We start from the raw sequence: 14,286 nt of genomic DNA on the forward strand, positions 1-14,286 counted from the left end.
ATGACGACCGAGCACAACGAATCCATCCTGATCGTCGATTTCGGCAGCCAGGTGACCCAGCTCATCGCACGCCGCGTCCGCGAGGCCGGCGTGTACAGCGAAATCGCACCCTTCACGACCGCCGCCGAAGCATTCGAGCGGATGAAGCCCAAGGGGATCATCCTCTCTGGGTCACCGGCATCGGTACTGGACGAGGGATCGCCGCGGGTGCCGCAGGCGATCTTCGATTCGGGCCTGCCGATCCTGGGGATCTGCTATGGCCAGCAGGTGATGATGCACCAGCTGGGCGGCACCGTGCAGCTCGGCGACTCGGGCGAGTTCGGGCTCGCCTTCATCGAGATCGAGGATAGCTGCGTGCTGTTCGACGGGGTCTGGCACGAAGGCGAGAGCCATCAGGTGTGGATGAGCCATGGCGACAAGGTGACCGAGCTCGCCCCCGGCTTCCGCCCGGTCGCGGTTAGCCCCGGCTCGCCCTATGCGGTCGTCGCCGACGACGCGCGGCGCTACTACGCCACCCAGTTCCACATGGAGGTGGTCCACACTCCCGACGGCGCCAAGCTGCTCGCCAATTTCGTGCGGCACGTCTGCGGGCTGCAGGGCGACTGGACGATGGCGGAGTTCCGCAACGCCAAGATCAAGGAAATCCGCGAGCAGGTTGGTACCGGCCGGGTGATCTGCGGGCTTTCGGGCGGCGTCGATTCCGCGGTGGCGGCGGTGCTGATCCATGAGGCGATCGGCGAGCAGCTGACCTGCGTGTTCGTCGATCATGGGCTGATGCGCTCGGGCGAGGCCGACCAGGTCGTCAGCCTGTTCCGCGGCCACTATAATATCCCGCTCGTCCATGTGAACGCCGAGACCTTGTTCCTGAACGGGCTGGCCGGGGTCACCGATCCCGAGGCCAAGCGCAAATTCATCGGCAAGACCTTCATCGACATCTTCGAGGACGAGGCCCGCAAGATCGGTGGCGCCGAGTTCCTGGCGCAGGGCACGCTCTATCCCGACGTGATCGAGAGCGTCAGCTTCACCGGCGGGCCTTCGGTGACGATCAAGAGCCACCACAATGTCGGCGGGCTGCCCGAGCGGATGAACATGAAGCTCGTCGAACCGCTGCGCGAGCTGTTCAAGGACGAGGTCCGCGCGCTCGGCCGCGAGCTGGGGCTGCCCGAGATATTCGTGGGCCGGCATCCGTTTCCGGGCCCGGGCTTGGCGATCCGGATCCCCGGCGAAGTCACCAAGGAACGCTGCGACATATTGCGCAAGGCCGATGCGATCTATCTCGAGGAGATCCGCAACGCGGGGCTCTACGATGCGATCTGGCAGGCATTCGCGGTGCTGCTGCCGGTGCGCACCGTAGGCGTGATGGGTGACGGGCGGACCTATGATTACGTCTTGGCGCTCCGGGCGGTGACGTCCACCGACGGCATGACCGCGGTCGCCTTCCAGTTCCCGGGCGATTTCCTCGCGCGGTGTGCGACGCGGATCGTCAACGAGGTGCGCGGCGTCAACCGGGTGACCTACGACTATACTTCGAAGCCACCCGGCACCATTGAGTGGGAGTGACCGAGCGCCTCTCCCTTAGAGAGGCGCGGCGGATCGCGCTGGCGGCGCAGGGCTTTGGTGCCGCGCATCCCGCCACCGTGCGCGCGGCGCAGTTGCGGCGGACTATCGACCGGCTCGCGCTGCATCAGATCGACAGCGTCAATGTGCTGGTGCGCGCGCACTATCTGCCGGCCTTTTCCCGGCTTGGCTGCTACGATCGCGGATTGATCGAGCGCGACGCCTGGGGCCCGAAGCCCGGCCGGAAACTCTTCGAATATTGGGCGCACGAGGCGTCGCTGCTGCCGCTGGAGCTGCACCCGTTGCTGCGCTGGCGGATGGCGCGAGCCGAGCGCGGCGAGACCGGCTGGACCTCGCTGCGGCGCTTCGCGGTCGATCGGCAGGCCGAGGCGCAGACCGTGCTCGACCGGATCAGCGCGGAAGGGCCGCTGGCGGCATCGGACTTCGAGAACGGCAAGGGGCAGGGCGGCTGGTGGGGCTGGAGCGACACCAAGCTCGCGCTCGAATATCTGTTCTGGGCGGGCAGGATTACCACCGCGACGCGCCGAGCCAGCTTCGAGCGCATCTATGACCTCACCGAACGCGTGATTCCCTCGGCCGTGCTGGATCTGCCCACCCTGGACGCCATGACGGCGCAGCGCGCGCTGGTCGAGCGGAGCGCGCGGGCGCTCGGTGTCGCCACCGCGAGCGATCTGCGCGACTATTTCCGGCTAAAGCCCGAGGAAGGTCGCGCGGCGATCGAGGCGCTGGCGGAGGAGGGCGTGCTGGTTCCGGCCGAAGTGAAGGGCTGGCGCCAGCCCGCCTGGCTGCACCGCGACGCGCGGCGGCCACGGAAGATCGCCGGTGCGGCACTGCTGGCGCCCTTCGATCCGCTGGTATGGGAACGCGCCCGGACCGAGCGGCTTTTCGGCTTTCGCTACCGCATCGAGATCTATGTGCCGCAGGACAAGCGCACCCATGGCTATTATGTCCTGCCGTTCCTGATGGACGATGCGCTGGTTGCGCGGGTCGATCTGAAGGCCGATCGCCAGGCGGGCCGGTTGCTTGCGCATCGCGTCACGCTGGAGCCCGGCGCGCCGGCGGAGACGCTCGAACGGCTGGAGGGCGAATTGGCGCGGATGGCTGAATGGCTGGGGCTTGCCGAGGTGAAGATCGGCACAATCGTGACGGGAGAGCCGGAGTGAGCGACGACCTTTCACTGCCACGGTGCAGCTGGGCGCTGGGTGATCCGCTCAACCGGACCTATCACGACGCCGAATGGGGCGCGCCCCAGCGCGACGGGCGGATGCTGTGGGAGATGCTGATGCTGGAGGGCTTCCAGGCAGGGCTCGCCTGGATCATCATCCTGCGCAAGCGTGAGGCGTTCCGAGAGGCATTCGCGGGCTTCGATCCAGCCAAGGTCGCGAAGTTCGGCGAAGCCGATGTCGAAAGGTTGATGGGCGATGCCGGCATCGTCCGCGCCCGCGCCAAGATCGAGGCGACGATCCGCGGCGCGCAAATCTATTGCGAGATGGCGGCGAACGGCGAGGATTTCGCCGATTTCTGTTGGTCGTTCACCGGCGGCAAAGTGCTGACCGGCGAAGGCCATGGCTGGGTGGCGTCGACGCCGCTTTCCGAGCAGATCTCCAAGGAAATGAAGCGGCGCGGCTTCAAGTTCGTCGGGCCGACGATCGTCTATGCCTGGATGCAGGCGGTGGGGATCGTGAATGACCATTCTGTGGAGTGCTTCCGCCGAGAGGAAGTAGCCCGGCTGGCCTAGGCTCCCGGCAAAGTTCACGGAGTCGAGGCTTATTCGTGTACTTTGCCACCTCTCAAGGCGGCGCTTGAAGCGCTCCCGCGTACCAGGCGGCTGTGAGAGCCAAGCAGCCGAAATCCTACATTTGCGAGCGTTGGATAGCGATCCGCTCTAGGCCGCGCGGGCCTGCGGTGCCGCGCCGACGGGATTGCCTTGATTGGCGGCTTGCGTGTCCATCCCGTTCGATAGTGGCGGGTCTTCGGGCGCTCGGTCACGGCCGGGCTGCTCGGCGAGCGGCAGGCTGAACATGAAGGTGGCGCCGGGGCCGGGCTGATCATCGACCCAGATGCGGCCGCCATGTGCCTCGATGATCGTGCGGCAGACCGACAGGCCCATTCCCATCCCGCTCGATTTGGTGGTGAAGAAGGCGTCGAACACGCGTTCGCGCGCCTCGGGCGCGAGGCCAGGTCCCGAATCACGGACCGCTAGCGTCGCGCACTCGCCGTCGATCGCCGATATGATGCGGAGCTGACGGGGGCCCTCGATGCCGGCCATCGCCTGCGCGGCGTTGATCGCCAGGTTGAGGATCACCTGCTGCAATTGGACACGGTCGCCGACCACGTCGAGTGCCTGTGGCGCCAGCTGGACTTCGACTGCGACCTCGCCGGCACCGATTTCGCCGCGCAGGATCGCCAGCGCTTCTTCGACGAGCGAATTCAAGTCGAGCGGAACCGGAGTCGGATCGACCTTGCGGGCGAGCGCGCGGATACCGTGCAGGATGTTGCCGGCGCGGGCGCCGTCGGCGCCGATCCGGGTCAGGATCGCTTCGACTTCATCAAGCGCGGGCGGATCCAGCTTGAGGAAGCGCCCGCCCGCGGCGGCACTGCTGATTACGGCGGTGATCGGCTGGTTCACCTCATGGGCGATCGACGCGGAGAGTTCACCCAGGGTCGAGAGGCGCGAGGCATGCGCGAGCTCCGACCGTGCCCGGTCGAGTTGCTGCTCTGCGTGACGGGAGCAGGTGACGTCGCGCAGTGCACCAACGAAGATCGGCGCGTCGTCGCCCGAGATCACATGGGCGACGAGGTGAAGGTGCTGCGACGGGAGGCGGCGATACTCGAAATCGATCGCGCCGCGCGACACGCCCGCGCGCTCGATCCACTCTCGAAGCACGGTGACATCTTCGGGCGCTACGCCGATCAGCAACGTTGCCATTTCGGGGCTCGCCGACCCGACGATCCCGTAGATGCGGCGCGCCTCGTCAGACCAGAAGGTCTCACCGGTGCCCGCGTGCCAGACAAAACTTCCCGTCGCGCTCAGCCGCTGGGCCTCGTCATATTGCGCGGCCTCGATCTGCCGGAGCGCCTGCTCGGCGGCCAGGCGCTCGGTAATGTTGTTGTTGGTCTCGAGCGTGCCCGCGATCCGGCCCGTGGCATCGCGGTGGAGCGACCAGCGGCTTGCGACGTGGAGTGCTGTGCCGTCGCGGTGGAAATGGACGAGTTCGCCTTCCCAGCGCCCGGTCTCCTGGACGATCGCCTGAATGTCCTTGAGCGGCGCGGGAAAGCGCGTCTTGAGCAACTCATGCGTCTTTCGGCCCAGCGCCTCCTGGCGCGACCAGCCATAAAGCTGCTCGGCGGCCGGGTTCCAATAGGTGATCGTATCGTCGCAGTCGCGCACCAGGATGCAGTCATGGGTGAGATCGAGCAGGCGCGCCTGCTCGGCCTGGGCGAGCGCGAGCGCGCGAATCCTGCTGACGAGCGAGGTCACCACCAGCGCCGCGGCGACGAAGAAGAGCAGCGAGGTGAGATCGCGGGCATAGTCGATCTGGAAAGTGAAACGCGGCTCGACGAAGAAGAAATCGAGGCAGGCCAGCGCGACGGCGGACAGGCACGCGGAGAGCAGGAAATTGGCGGCCAGCGAAAAGAGCAGCACGACCAGCAGATAGCCGAGAACCGCGGTGCCATAGCCAACGTCCGCGGCAACTGCTGCGGCGGTGACCAGTGCAAGCGCGGCGAGGCCCGCAAATCCCAGAAACAGCCCGCGCTCTCGACCTGGCGCACTGGCCGGGCCGCCGAGTAGCAATGCTTCAAGACCTTGCTGCAGCCGCGTCATTGCGCTTCTCCCGCGGGAGATAGAACTAAATTGGATGGACTTCTTTGTCCACGCCGCCCTAACGAACGGCCATGATCGCCGAAGCCAGCATCGCGGACGCCGGGGAAACGATCGCGCTGTGGCGCGCGTGCGGGCTGGTGCGGCCGTGGAACGATCCGATGGCCGATTTCCACCTGGCGCTGGAGAGCGGAAGCTCGACGATCCTGATTGCCCGGGCGGGGGAGGTCCTGGCCGGCAGCGCCATGATCGGCTTCGACGGGCATCGCGGCTGGGTCTATTATGTCGCGGTTGCCGAGGCGCAGCGCGGAACCGGGCTCGGCCGCAAACTGATGACAGCCGCGGAAGAATGGCTGCGCGCGCGCGGCTGTCCCAAGATCCAGCTCATGGTGCGGACGAGCAACCATGACGCGATCGGATTCTACGAAGCGCTCGGATTGGACCGGCAAGAGGTTGTGACGCTCGGCCGTTTCCTTAAGTAGGGCGGCATGAGCACCGCGATCTACGGCATAAAGAACTGCGACACGATGAAGAAGGCGCGCGCCTGGCTGGATGCCAATGGCGTGGCCACTGTCTTCCACGACTATAAGGTGGAGGGCATCGATCCGGCGCGGCTGGCACGCTGGGTCGAGAGCGTGGGCTGGGAAACCGTGCTCAATCGCGCGGGCACGACCTTCCGCAAATTGCCCGATGCGGCCAAAGCCGATCTGGATGCCGCCAAGGCGATGGCGCTGATGATCGAGCAGCCTTCGATGATCAAGCGGCCGGTGCTCGAATATCCCGGCGGGCTGCTGATCGGTTTTGCGCCGGAGCGGTACGCACGCGCGTTCCTCTGAGCTTGACGGGCTTGTCACGGCATAGTGGCGGATTCGATGCTTTTGCGATAAGTTGCCTCCGGGCAACGATAATCCCGGGAGAGGGGTCGCATGGCATCCTATGTTCGGCAGAAGCCGCCAAGCTGGTTCGTAGCAATCGCAATCTTGCTTATCTTGTGGGGGCTGGCAGGGTGCGCCTCCTTCTATTTCCACGTCGCCTATGGTGCGGACATGGATCCCAAGGCGACCGACTGGGATCGCGCCTTTTTCGCGGCGCTCCCGGGCTGGCTCAACATCGTCTTTGCCGTAGCGGTGGGCGCGGGCCTGCTCGGGTCGATCGCGCTGCTGATGCGGTCGAAGCAGGCGACATTGCTCTACATCCTGTCGCTGATCGCGGTCATCGTGCAGTTCGGCTATCTCTTCGTCGGGACCGACCTGATCGCGCACAAGGGCGTGGCGACCGCGGTGCCGTTCCCGGTGGTCATCGCGGCGATAGCTGTCTTCCAGATCTGGTTCGCGAAGCGCGCCGAGCGGCGCGGCTGGATTTCCTGACGCCGCCGCCATAGGGCGCGGTACACGGCTTCCGAACTCGACCAGATCCGCGTGCGCGCCGAACAGCTCGGGCTGTTCGAGACGATGGCGCTGCACGGCAAGCTTTCGGACGCCGAGCCGATGACGCAGGCGCTGGAGGCAGCCATCCGTGCCAGGCATGCCGGCGATGCCGGGCTCGAGCGCTCGAATGTCGGTGGACGGCATTCGAAGACCGACATGCTGGACTCGGGCGGCGTGGCCGCGGCGAAGCTTTCCGATCTGTCGGTGCGGCTGGCCAAGCGGATGTTGCATTTCGACGGGCGCGATCCCGCCTCGGTCGAGTGGGACGTCAGGATGTGGGCCAATGTCTCGCCGCCGGGCGCGCTCAACATGAGCCACGCGCATCCCGGCGTGCTCTAGGCTGCGGTCTATTATGTCGCGACACCGGGCGGCGGCGGCGAGCTGTATCTCGAGGACCCGCGCTTCCCGCTGCCGGGCTGAATTTGCACGAGGAAAGGCGGGTTTGGCGTATCGCGGCACGGAAGCACGCCAAATCTTACATTGGAAGGGTCAGCTACATTCCCAAACCGTCACCCCGGAACAAGTCCGGGGTGACGGAAAGGTGGAGGGAAGTTCACTCCTCCCACTGGAACACCTCCTCCAGCGGCTTGCCGAAGACACGCGCGATGCGGAAGGCGGCCTCGAGTGTGGGCGAATATTTGCCCGCCTCGATCGCGGCGATCGTCTGGCGCGTGACGCCTACCGCCAAGCCCAGCTCGGCCTGGGTCATCTCGCCGGCGAGGAAGCGCAGCGTGCGGATCTGGTTGGCGATATGAAACTTAGCCATGCCAGCCTCGGCGATAGCTGACGACGATGATCGTGTAGCGGACCGTTTCGGCAACGACGAGCGCAAGCAATGCGGCGTTGACGATCCTCCAGGCGGGCAAGTTCTCGAGCGGCATCACCACGCCGACCAGGATCACGCCGATCATCAGGACAAAATAGGCGGTGTTCGCGCCGCGCCGGGCAATCGCACGGTCGCGCTCGTCGGCGGGAATACGCGCCTCGCCGCCGACCTGCATCGCGATCAGGACGCTGCCGAGGATCACCACGATCAACTGGACCATGGTGATCCCGCCGAACCACCAGAGCATTTCGACCAACCCGGGCTCGCCGAGCCGCGATGCGACGCCGATGAGCGCAAAATAGATGCCATAGGCGATCAGCATCGCCACCAGCGTCAGCCATGCGGTCTTCTCACGATAGGCCATGGTCAACCTCCCCGGCGATAGCGGAAGAGCTGATAGCCCGAATGGGCCAGCTCGGCGGCGACGAGCGCGAAGAGCAACGCGTTGCCGAGCAGCACCGGCGCCATGCCCGGGGGCGGGGCGGGGGTCCATTCATTGGCGATGCGCAGCAGGATCGGGCCGGCGAGCATCAGCGTCACTACCAGCGCGGCGAGCACGAAATAGGCGACGCGATAGCCGCCGAGCGCGAACGCCCTTTCGCGATCGTCGGCCGGAGCGCTCGCTTCGCGGCCGGACATGATCGCGAGGACGATCGCGGCGACGATCTGGACCGCGACCAGCAGTGCGATCGTCGTGATGAAATTGCCGACCGCCACGCCCTGATCGAACCGCCCCGCCTGAAGCTGCGTCACGAAGCGCGCGAAATACCATCCCCATAGCAGCAGCGTCGCCGAAGCGGACGCCCACAGCATCTTTTCCCGAAAGGCCATACGCCTCCTCCATGTCAACTCAATGCGACTCCATGTAAAAGATATATAACATTGAGTCAAATATCATTGCCATTAATGTGCGGTCTGCTGGCGCCGCCGAGTGCAGGGCGCTAAGGGGCGGCCATGTCTCACGTCACGATCGACACCGCGACCAGCCGCGCGACCCCGACCCCCGCGCCGATGAAGCGGCTCACCATCCCTGCGATCCGCAATCGCAAGGGCCAGGAGCCGATCGTGATGCTCACCGCCTATACGACGCGGATGGCGCAGCTTCTCGACCTGCACTGCGACGCGCTGCTGGTCGGCGACAGTCTGGGGCAGGTGATCTACGGCCTGCCGTCGACCCTGCCGGTGACGCTGGACATGATGATCGCGCACGGCGCGGCGGTGGTGCGCGGCAGCCATCACGCGCTAGTGATCGTCGACCTGCCGTTCGGCAGCTACGAGGCGAGCCCGGCACAGGCATTCGAATCGGCTTCGCGCGTGCTATCGGAGACGGGTGCCGCGGCGGTGAAGCTGGAGGGCGGGCAGACGATGGCGCCCGTGGTCGAGTTCCTCACGCAGCGCGGCATCCCGGTGATGGGCCATGTTGGCCTGACGCCGCAGTCGGTGAACGCGCTGGGCGGCTATGGTGCGCGCGGCCGCAGCAATGCCGAGCATGCCAAGATCATCGACGATGCCCGCGCGATTGCCGAAGCAGGCGCGTTCAGCATGGTCGCCGAGGGCGTTGTCGAGACGCTGGCCAACGAAATCACCGCCGCAGTCTCGGTGCCGGTGATCGGCATCGGCGCTTCGGCGCAGTGCGATGGCCAGGTGCTGGTGATCGACGACATGCTGGGCATGTTCGAGCGCACGCCGCGATTCGTGAAGAAGTTCGACGACCTGGCTGGCCGCATTTCCGCCGCGGTTGAGACCTATGCCGCCGACGTCCGGTCCCGGGCTTTTCCCGGAGCGGAACAGGTCTATGCGGCACGCGACTAAGGACGATTTGAGCGGCTTTCCCTTGTTGCAGCCCGCGGCTAAGGTCCGCGCCCGCAAGACACCCATGGAGTAGATATTGGCGCTTCCTCCTTCCGGCACCACCGACGAGGCTTTCCTTCGCGAAGTCGACGAGGAATATCGCCGCGACCAGATGCTGAGCATCTGGCAGCGCTATGGCCGCGTGATTATCGGCGTGGTCGTGGTCGGCCTGCTGGCGCTCGCCGGCTGGCTCTATTACCAGAATCACACCGCGGGCATGGCGGGCAAGCGCGGCGAGGAATATGACGCCGCGCTGCAGTTTCTGCAGCAGAACCAACCGGCCCAGGCACTGCCGGCGCTGGACAAGGTCGCCGGGGGCAACAGCGACGGCTATGCGGCGCTGGCGCGGATCTCCGAGGGCAATCTGATGCTCGACCGCAACGACGCCAAGGGCGCGGTGGCCAAATTCGCCGCGGTGGTGAACGACCAGTCCGTGGGCCAGCCCTATCGCGATCTCGCGCTCATTCGCCAGACCGCCGCCGAATTCGACGCGCTCAAGCCCGAAGTGGTGATCCAGCGCTTGGGCACGCTGGCCAATCCCGATTCGCCTTGGTTTGGCACCGCGGGCGAGATGGTCGCCGCTGCCTATCTCAAGGCGGGCAACCGCGCCGCGGCCGGCAAGCTTTTCGCTCAGATCGCCCAGGGCGGCGCCTCTGTTCCCGAATCGATCCGCCAGCGCGCGGTGCAGCTGGCCGGCGTGTTGGGCGTCGATGCCGCTGCTCAATCCAAGGAAGCCAAGGTTCAATGAACAACAAGGTGAGGGTGGTCGCCGCCCTTGGCGCGCTAGCGCTGGTGAGCGGTTGCGGAGTATTTAAGGGCGGGGGCAAGAAGACCCCGGTGCTCGGTGAGCGCGTGCCGATCCTGGTCTCCGAAAGCGACATCGCGGCAGACAAGAACCTGGCCGGCGTCGACGTGCTGCTGCCCGAAGCGGCGGTGAACGACGGCTGGCGCCAGCCCGGCGGCAACGCATCCAAGGCAATGGGCCATCTTGCGCTCGGGGACACGCTGAGCCGCGCCTGGTCGAAGAATGTCGCCAAGTCGTCCAAGCGCGAGCGGCTGGCCGCGTCGCCCGTGGTCGACGGCAACAAGCTCTATGTGATGGATACCAACGGTGCCGTGCATGCGCTGGCAGCCGATACCGGCGCCGAGCTGTGGACCGCCAAGACCTCGACCGAGAAGAAGAATGCCCCTGCCTTGTTCGGCGGCGGCGTCAGCGTTGAGGGCGACCGCGTGTTCGCCAGCAACGGGCTGGGCGACGTTGTCGCGCTCAATGCCGCTGACGGTGCTCAAATCTGGCGCGTGCGCCCGGGCGGCCCGCTGCGCGGATCGCCGACGCTCGCCAACGAGCAGGTCTATGTGGTGACGCAGGACAACCAGCTCTTCGCGCTGTCGCAGGACAAGGGCGAGGTGAAGTGGACGGTATCGGGCAGCCTGGAATCGCAGGGCGTGTTCGGCGTCGCGGCGCCGGCTTCGGCGCAGGGAACGGTGATCGCCGGCTTCTCCTCGGGTGAACTCAATGCCTATCGCTACGAGAATGGCCGTTCGCTGTGGGGCGATGTCCTCAGCCGCTCCAGCATGTCGACCTCGGTCTCGTCGCTGTCCGACATCGACGCCGAGCCAGTGATCGACCAGGGCCGCGTCTATGCTGTGGGCCAGGGCGGACGCATGGTCGCGATGGATATCGCCACCGGCAATCCGATCTGGGAGCAGAACATCGCCGGCATCTCGTCGCCCTGGGCGGCGGGCGAGTGGCTGTTCGTGGTGACCGACGATGCCCGCCTGATGTGCCTGTCGCGGGGTAACGGCAAGGCGCGCTGGATCGTGCAGCTCAAGCATTACAAGAACCCGAAAAAGCCCAAGAACCCGATAAGCTGGGAAGGCCCAGTGCTCGCCGGCGGCCGGTTGATCCTGGGTAATTCGCGGGGTGAGATCGTCTCGGTGTCACCCAAGGACGGTGCGGTGCTCTCGACGGTGGAGACCAAGAGCCCGATCTCGCTGCAGCCGGTGGTCGCCAACAACATGCTCTTCATCCTCGACGACAAGGGGCGGCTGACCGCCTATCGTTGATTGTTTCTCCCCTCCCTGCTTGCAGGGAGGGGATCCAAGGGGTGGGTTCAGGGACAGGCGGGGCTCGATGCCCCGCCTGTCCCTTTTGTACCTGCCCCGTATTGAGTCTATTGAGCGCGCAGACGCGCGCACCCACCCCCCAGCCCCTCCCTTGCCAGGGAGGGGAGAGGTAATTTCAGATGCCCCTTCCCACCGTTGCCATCATCGGACGGCCCAATGTCGGCAAATCGACGCTGTTCAACCGGCTGGTCGGCAAGCGCCTGGCGCTGGTCGACGACCAGCCCGGCGTGACGCGCGACCGGCGCGAGGGCGACGCGAACCTGCTCGGGCTCGAATTCCGCGTGATCGACACCGCGGGCTATGAGGACGAGGACGCGGCGACGCTCCCAGGTCGCATGCGCGCGCAGACCGAGGCGGCGGTGCGCGATGCCGATGTCTCGCTGTTCCTGATCGATTCGCGCGCCGGTGTGGTGCCGCTCGACCAGGAGATCGCCCGCTGGCTGCGCAGCACCGACAAGCCCGTGATCGTCATGGCCAACAAGGCCGAGGGCAAGGCGGGCGAGGCCGGCGTGATCGAGGCGATGGCGTTGGGCTTCGGCGATCCGATTCCCTTCTCGGCCGAGCATGGCGACGGTCAGGTCGACTTGTTCGAGGCGCTGCTGCCGCATGTCGATCGCGAGGAGGAGGACGAGGACGAGGAGGATCCGGACTGCCCCGATGCGATACTCAAGCTGGCGATCGTCGGCCGGCCGAACGCGGGCAAGTCGACATTGATCAACCGGCTGCTGGAAGAGGATCGCCTGATCACCGGACCGGAGGCGGGGATCACCCGCGATTCGATCGCGATCGACTGGCAGTGGGAGGATTTCGAGGGCAACAAGCGCCCGGTGCGGCTGATCGACACCGCCGGCATGCGCAAAAGGGCGAAGGTCGAGGAGAAATTGGAGAAGCTCTCCGTCGCCGATGCGCTGCGAGCGATCGACTTCGCCGAGGTGGTAGTGCTGCTGCTCGACGCGACGCGCGGGCTGGAAGTGCAGGACCTCAAGATCGCCGACCGCGTGCTCCAGGAGGGCCGCGCGCTGATCATCGCGCTCAACAAATGGGATGTCGCCGAGAACGCCTCGAGCCTGTTCAATGGCGTCAAGGGCGCGCTGGACGAGGGGCTGGCGCAGGTGAAGGGCGTGCCTTTGCTCACTGTATCGGCGGCGACGGGCAAGGGGCTCGACGTGCTGATGAAGGTAGCGTTCGAGACGCGCGAGGCTTGGTCGCGCCGCATCTCGACCGGCCAGCTCAACCGCTGGTTCGAAAAGGCGATCGAGGCGAACCCGCCGCCCGCGCCCGGCGGCAAGCGAATCAAGCCGCGCTATGTCACGCAGAACAAGTCGCGCCCGCCCAGCTTCGTGCTGTTCGGCACGCGAGTCGACCAGCTGCCGGTCAGCTATCAGCGCTATCTGATCAACAGCCTGCGTCGCGAATTCGATTTCGGCGCGGTGCCGGTGCGTCTCACCTTGCGTGCCCCCAAGAACCCGTTCGACCACGACAAGCGCTGAAATCCGTTCGCAAAGCTCCGGAAAATCAACGGCCTGTTTACCCCGACGCCCTAGAACGGGTGCCATGCCCCATTGGGTGAACAGTCAGGGGATGGACGTGACGACCGCAAACGATCCGCTGGTAAACTGGGATGCCTTCGCGCAGGCACGAGCGGAGCTTGGTGCCAATTTCGTGCGCATTCTCGGCTATTTCCGCGAGGATGGCGTGAAATCGGTGTCGCAGATCGAGGAAGCCATGCGGGCCCACAATGCCACGGCGATGGTGATTCCGGCGCACACGCTAAAGGGCGAGGCGCGCCAGTTCGGCGCCGACCCGCTCGCCGAGCTTGCCGAGACGATCGAGATGACCGCGCGCGCCTGTATCGAGCGGCACGATACGCCGACCCAGGCGCTGGAATTTGTCGTGCAGCTTCGCCCGCTGTTCGAGACGACGCTGGGGCTGCTCGAGCGCGAGGCCAACCCGCTGGTAGAGCGCAAGCCGGCCGCTTTCGGACGCCGGGCGTTCGCGAACTGATCGGGGCCTGACTAAAGAAAGGCACGTCCGTGCTCCTGCGAAAGCAGGAGCCCAGGGCCACAGCGTTTCCTTCCGTAACTCTGGGCTCCTGCCTTCGCAGGAGCACGAGCCACGTTTCACAGAACTCGCTTATTCGCCTTCTTCAGGCTTTGCATTGAGTTGGATATAATTCTCCAGCCCCATCCGCTCGATCATGTCGAACTGGCGCTCGAGCGTGTCGACATGCTCTTCTTCGCTATCCAGGATCCGACGGAACAGGTCGCGGCTGACATAGTCGCGCACCGTCTCGCTATGCTGGATCGCGTCGCGCAGCACGACGAGCGCCTCCATCTCCAGCGCCAGGTCGGCGCGTAGCGCTTCCTCCACCGTCTCGCCGATGCGCAGGCGGCCGAGCAGCTGGAAATTGGGCAGGCCTTCGAGGAACAGGATGCGCTCCGACACCATGTCGGCATGCTTCATCTCGTCGATCGATTCGTGGCGTTCGAACTCGGCGAGCTTCTTGACCCCCCAGTGATCGAACATGCGGTAGTGCAACCAATATTGGTTGATCGCGGTCAGCTCGTTCTTGAGAACCTCGTTGAGATACTCGAGAACTTTTGCGTCGCCCTTCATCGCCTGCACCCCTGTAAAGAAGGGGCTATTCTAGCGGT

At 65.6% G+C, this 14,286-nt stretch carries 17 protein-coding genes; 12 read left to right on the forward strand and 5 right to left on the reverse strand.

Translation table 11 applies throughout. The annotated features are described in order from the left end of the window. From guaA to IAG41_RS14570, 3 genes are read left to right on the forward strand one after another with little or no spacing between them, the layout of a single operon-like run. A complete protein-coding gene (gene guaA, locus IAG41_RS14560) occupies window positions 1-1,560 on the forward strand; it encodes a glutamine-hydrolyzing GMP synthase (RefSeq protein WP_187729378.1) in 1,560 nt (519 codons plus the stop codon). Then, window positions 1,557-2,741: a winged helix-turn-helix domain-containing protein gene (locus IAG41_RS14565; RefSeq protein ID WP_187729379.1), complete on the forward strand. Its 1,185-nt coding sequence runs from the start codon at window positions 1,557-1,559 to the stop codon at window positions 2,739-2,741. Before guaA ends, IAG41_RS14565 begins: the two co-directional genes overlap by 4 nt. Beyond that, window positions 2,738-3,316: a DNA-3-methyladenine glycosylase I gene (locus IAG41_RS14570; RefSeq protein WP_316251160.1), complete on the forward strand. Its 579-nt coding sequence runs from the start codon at window positions 2,738-2,740 to the stop codon at window positions 3,314-3,316. The genes IAG41_RS14565 and IAG41_RS14570 overlap by 4 nt, the downstream gene beginning before the upstream one ends. Window positions 3,317-3,463: 147 nt before the next feature. Here IAG41_RS14570 and IAG41_RS14575 read toward each other — a convergent pair whose 3' ends face one another. Further along, on the reverse strand, window positions 3,464-5,404 hold the full coding sequence (locus tag IAG41_RS14575; protein ID WP_187729381.1) for an ATP-binding protein: 1,941 nt from the start codon (window positions 5,402-5,404) through the stop codon (window positions 3,464-3,466). 71 nt (window positions 5,405-5,475) lie between these two features. Here IAG41_RS14575 and IAG41_RS14580 point away from each other — a divergent pair, with 71 nt between their 5' ends. The 4 genes from IAG41_RS14580 (at window position 5,476) to IAG41_RS14595 (ending at window position 7,167) form a co-directional block, all read left to right on the forward strand. Then, window positions 5,476-5,883 carry a GNAT family acetyltransferase gene (locus IAG41_RS14580; protein ID WP_187729382.1) on the forward strand — a complete coding sequence of 136 codons (408 nt, stop codon included), beginning with the start codon at window positions 5,476-5,478 and terminating at the stop codon, window positions 5,881-5,883. Between the two features lie 6 nt (window positions 5,884-5,889). Next, window positions 5,890-6,237: an ArsC family reductase gene (locus IAG41_RS14585; protein WP_187729383.1), complete on the forward strand. Its 348-nt coding sequence runs from the start codon at window positions 5,890-5,892 to the stop codon at window positions 6,235-6,237. A gap of 90 nt (window positions 6,238-6,327) precedes the next feature. Next, complete coding sequence (locus IAG41_RS14590) at window positions 6,328-6,768, forward strand: hypothetical protein (RefSeq protein ID WP_187729384.1); 441 nt, start codon at window positions 6,328-6,330, stop codon at window positions 6,766-6,768. Window positions 6,769-6,819: 51 nt separating this feature from the next. Then, window positions 6,820-7,167 (forward strand): hypothetical protein, encoded by a 348-nt coding sequence (locus tag IAG41_RS14595; protein WP_187729385.1) that lies wholly within the window; start codon window positions 6,820-6,822, stop codon window positions 7,165-7,167. 214 nt (window positions 7,168-7,381) lie between these two features. On the opposite strand, the gene IAG41_RS14600 is transcribed toward IAG41_RS14595, so the two are convergent. The 3 genes from IAG41_RS14600 to IAG41_RS14610 are packed head-to-tail and all read right to left on the reverse strand — an operon-like array spanning window position 7,382 to window position 8,485. After that, window positions 7,382-7,594, reverse strand: coding sequence for a helix-turn-helix transcriptional regulator (locus tag IAG41_RS14600; RefSeq protein WP_187729386.1), 213 nt, complete (start codon window positions 7,592-7,594; stop codon window positions 7,382-7,384). Next, window positions 7,587-8,018, reverse strand: coding sequence for a hypothetical protein (locus IAG41_RS14605; RefSeq protein WP_187729387.1), 432 nt, complete (start codon window positions 8,016-8,018; stop codon window positions 7,587-7,589). The genes IAG41_RS14600 and IAG41_RS14605 overlap by 8 nt, the downstream gene beginning before the upstream one ends. A gap of 2 nt (window positions 8,019-8,020) precedes the next feature. Next, window positions 8,021-8,485 carry a hypothetical protein gene (locus tag IAG41_RS14610; RefSeq protein WP_187729388.1) on the reverse strand — a complete coding sequence of 155 codons (465 nt, stop codon included), beginning with the start codon at window positions 8,483-8,485 and terminating at the stop codon, window positions 8,021-8,023. Between the two features lie 123 nt (window positions 8,486-8,608). Here IAG41_RS14610 and panB point away from each other — a divergent pair, with 123 nt between their 5' ends. The 5 genes from panB (at window position 8,609) to IAG41_RS14635 (ending at window position 13,636) form a co-directional block, all read left to right on the forward strand. Next, a complete protein-coding gene (panB, locus tag IAG41_RS14615; protein ID WP_187729389.1) occupies window positions 8,609-9,466 on the forward strand; it encodes a 3-methyl-2-oxobutanoate hydroxymethyltransferase in 858 nt (285 codons plus the stop codon). A 76-nt stretch (window positions 9,467-9,542) separates the two neighbouring features. Further along, on the forward strand, window positions 9,543-10,253 hold the full coding sequence (locus tag IAG41_RS14620) for a tetratricopeptide repeat protein (protein WP_187729390.1): 711 nt from the start codon (window positions 9,543-9,545) through the stop codon (window positions 10,251-10,253). Beyond that, window positions 10,250-11,572, forward strand: coding sequence for a PQQ-like beta-propeller repeat protein (locus IAG41_RS14625; RefSeq protein ID WP_187729391.1), 1,323 nt, complete (start codon window positions 10,250-10,252; stop codon window positions 11,570-11,572). Before IAG41_RS14620 ends, IAG41_RS14625 begins: the two co-directional genes overlap by 4 nt. A 179-nt stretch (window positions 11,573-11,751) precedes the next feature. Continuing rightward, window positions 11,752-13,122, forward strand: coding sequence for a ribosome biogenesis GTPase Der (der, locus tag IAG41_RS14630; RefSeq protein WP_187729392.1), 1,371 nt, complete (start codon window positions 11,752-11,754; stop codon window positions 13,120-13,122). A gap of 97 nt (window positions 13,123-13,219) precedes the next feature. Then, window positions 13,220-13,636, forward strand: a complete 417-nt coding sequence (locus IAG41_RS14635; protein WP_316251161.1) for an Hpt domain-containing protein — start codon at window positions 13,220-13,222, stop codon at window positions 13,634-13,636. 129 nt (window positions 13,637-13,765) lie between these two features. Here the strand turns inward: IAG41_RS14635 and bfr are convergent, their stop codons facing one another. Next, window positions 13,766-14,248, reverse strand: a complete 483-nt coding sequence (gene bfr, locus IAG41_RS14640) for a bacterioferritin (RefSeq protein WP_187729393.1) — start codon at window positions 14,246-14,248, stop codon at window positions 13,766-13,768. Window positions 14,249-14,286 lie beyond the last annotated feature (38 nt).

Origin of the sequence: Sphingomonas sp. JC676 (genome assembly GCF_014489075.1) — a bacterium.
In the GTDB taxonomy this organism is placed as follows: Bacteria; Pseudomonadota; Alphaproteobacteria; order Sphingomonadales; family Sphingomonadaceae; genus Sphingomonas.

Excerpts from the sequence above, each read along its gene's own strand:
- IAG41_RS14600 (WP_187729386.1), bottom strand. The coding sequence starts at position 7,594 with ATGGCTAAGTTTCATATCGCCAACCAGATCCGCACGCTGCGCTTCCTC.
- IAG41_RS14590 (WP_187729384.1), top strand. The coding sequence starts at position 6,328 with ATGGCATCCTATGTTCGGCAGAAGCCGCCAAGCTGGTTCGTAGCAATC.
- guaA (WP_187729378.1), top strand. The coding sequence starts at position 1 with ATGACGACCGAGCACAACGAATCCATCCTGATCGTCGATTTCGGCAGC.
- bfr (WP_187729393.1), bottom strand. The coding sequence starts at position 14,248 with ATGAAGGGCGACGCAAAAGTTCTCGAGTATCTCAACGAGGTTCTCAAG.
- IAG41_RS14580 (WP_187729382.1), top strand. The coding sequence starts at position 5,476 with ATGATCGCCGAAGCCAGCATCGCGGACGCCGGGGAAACGATCGCGCTG.
- panB (WP_187729389.1), top strand. The coding sequence starts at position 8,609 with ATGTCTCACGTCACGATCGACACCGCGACCAGCCGCGCGACCCCGACC.
- der (WP_187729392.1), top strand. The coding sequence starts at position 11,752 with ATGCCCCTTCCCACCGTTGCCATCATCGGACGGCCCAATGTCGGCAAA.
- IAG41_RS14610 (WP_187729388.1), bottom strand. The coding sequence starts at position 8,485 with ATGGCCTTTCGGGAAAAGATGCTGTGGGCGTCCGCTTCGGCGACGCTG.
- IAG41_RS14585 (WP_187729383.1), top strand. The coding sequence starts at position 5,890 with ATGAGCACCGCGATCTACGGCATAAAGAACTGCGACACGATGAAGAAG.
- IAG41_RS14625 (WP_187729391.1), top strand. The coding sequence starts at position 10,250 with ATGAACAACAAGGTGAGGGTGGTCGCCGCCCTTGGCGCGCTAGCGCTG.
- IAG41_RS14605 (WP_187729387.1), bottom strand. The coding sequence starts at position 8,018 with ATGGCCTATCGTGAGAAGACCGCATGGCTGACGCTGGTGGCGATGCTG.
- IAG41_RS14575 (WP_187729381.1), bottom strand. The coding sequence starts at position 5,404 with ATGACGCGGCTGCAGCAAGGTCTTGAAGCATTGCTACTCGGCGGCCCG.